The sequence below is a fragment of the Desulfovibrio sp. SGI.169 genome, assembly GCF_050313595.1.
In the GTDB taxonomy this organism is placed as follows: Bacteria; Desulfobacterota; Desulfovibrionia; order Desulfovibrionales; family Desulfovibrionaceae; genus Desulfovibrio.
Window position 1 is genome coordinate 1 of record NZ_JBNPLS010000070.1, and the last position, 1,344, is coordinate 1,344.

2 protein-coding genes are annotated in these 1,344 nt (G+C 59.0%); both read right to left on the bottom strand.

Going from position 1 to position 1,344, the window contains the following annotated elements; all coding sequences use genetic code 11:
• Window positions 1-136: 136 nt before the first annotated feature.
• Complete coding sequence (locus tag ACQRA4_RS13745) at window positions 137-790, bottom strand: hypothetical protein (protein ID WP_427823615.1); 654 nt, start codon at window positions 788-790, stop codon at window positions 137-139.
• A 140-nt stretch (window positions 791-930) separates the two neighbouring features.
• Window positions 931-1,101, bottom strand: a complete 171-nt coding sequence (locus ACQRA4_RS13750; RefSeq protein ID WP_427823616.1) for a Com family DNA-binding transcriptional regulator — start codon at window positions 1,099-1,101, stop codon at window positions 931-933.
• Between the last annotated feature and the right edge of the window lie 243 nt (window positions 1,102-1,344).

Genomic DNA, 1,344 nt, shown 5'->3' on the forward strand with positions numbered 1-1,344 from the left:
GAAGCGCGAAAATTGGCACTGTTTTGCAAATAACTTGGCACGAATTGACACCCCAAAAAACTGCCGGGCTTGGGTAAAGTCGGGCGGTTTTTTGTGGGCGGTCGTCGAGGCACGGCGGTCGCCATCCGTGTCAATATCACCTGACGGGGCAATGCGGTTTTGGATATGGCAGGACGGGCAATCGCAGCCGCTTGCGCCAATCTGTCTTGAGGAAACGAATATAGCGGAACTGCCGCCATTGTACCTTCTGGGCACGATGAAGATTTTCTTGCAGGTAGGCCGCGCGTCCGCCACGACCTTTCACGGAGGCATTGAGCTTATGGTACACCTCGCCATCAAGCAGGTAAAAAATACTGTTATGCGCCCCAAGGTACAGGAAACTGCACGCCTGATACACCACGCCAAGTCCCTTGCAACGCTCGTCCGCGAATGACTGTACCCACGCAACGCCCGGACATGCCTGGCGGATATACTTTAGGGCATAGCTTATGGCGCGGCTCTCGCTGTTGCGCGGGGCATCATCCGACAGCCACATGCGGTTGAGCTCAAGGTATTGCCCTTGTACCGTCCCCTCGACAACGTAACCGGCCCGCGCGTGCTGAAGCGCATAGCCCCATTGCAGCACGCCCTCAAACACTCCCTCCCGGTACACGGCGAGATGCAGGTAGCTGTTGTTGACGACTTTATGGCTGTAATGGTGTTGGATAATGACCTGACGGGCCAGCGGGCAGGGAATCTGCGCCACATAGAAATCGGCGCAGCCAAAGCCCTGTGGGCAGGTTGCCCCCATTATATATCCTGTGGGGCCGTCTGCCGGGGGCAAATACTCACTCAAAGCAGGGGGATGGTAAGGTTTGCGGTGCAATGCCATGAGACCTCCGGGGAGGCTCATGGCCTGCATGGCTGGGACTCGTGGTCCTCAGGGTGAAACTATCCTGCCTTGGCCGGCGGCTGCCCTTGCCTGTTTGCAGTCGTGGCCCGCAGGGTATTGTAGGCCCCGCAACGGGGGCACTTGTGAACGATGTGGGCGTCACGCGCCCAGCCTCTGGCCAGCAGCTTGTGGCACTGGCCGCACCTGATCTCTGTGTCTGTCGTCTCCATGGTCTCGTGTTGATGTTGCGCCCCAGGATGTACCCGGATAGACTGCTCACACCCGCCCAAAAGGGTAAGCAGGCGGATACTCCGCGGAACAGTTCCCCCTGTCCGTGGGGCCGCGCCAGCCGTTGGCGAGTCCCCGAGCCTTACGGATGGCGACAGTGGTTCCGTTGGCTGACTGTGGCGTTAACCAATTACTGTCTCTATCCGTAGCTTCCTGCGTCGCAACGGCTAGAGCGTGGCGGGCTT

Bases quoted from the DNA above. Each gene is read 5' to 3' on its own strand.
- ACQRA4_RS13750 (WP_427823616.1), bottom strand. From the start codon at position 1,101: ATGGAGACGACAGACACAGAGATCAGGTGCGGCCAGTGCCACAAGCTG.
- ACQRA4_RS13745 (WP_427823615.1), bottom strand. From the start codon at position 790: ATGGGGGCAACCTGCCCACAGGGCTTTGGCTGCGCCGATTTCTATGTG.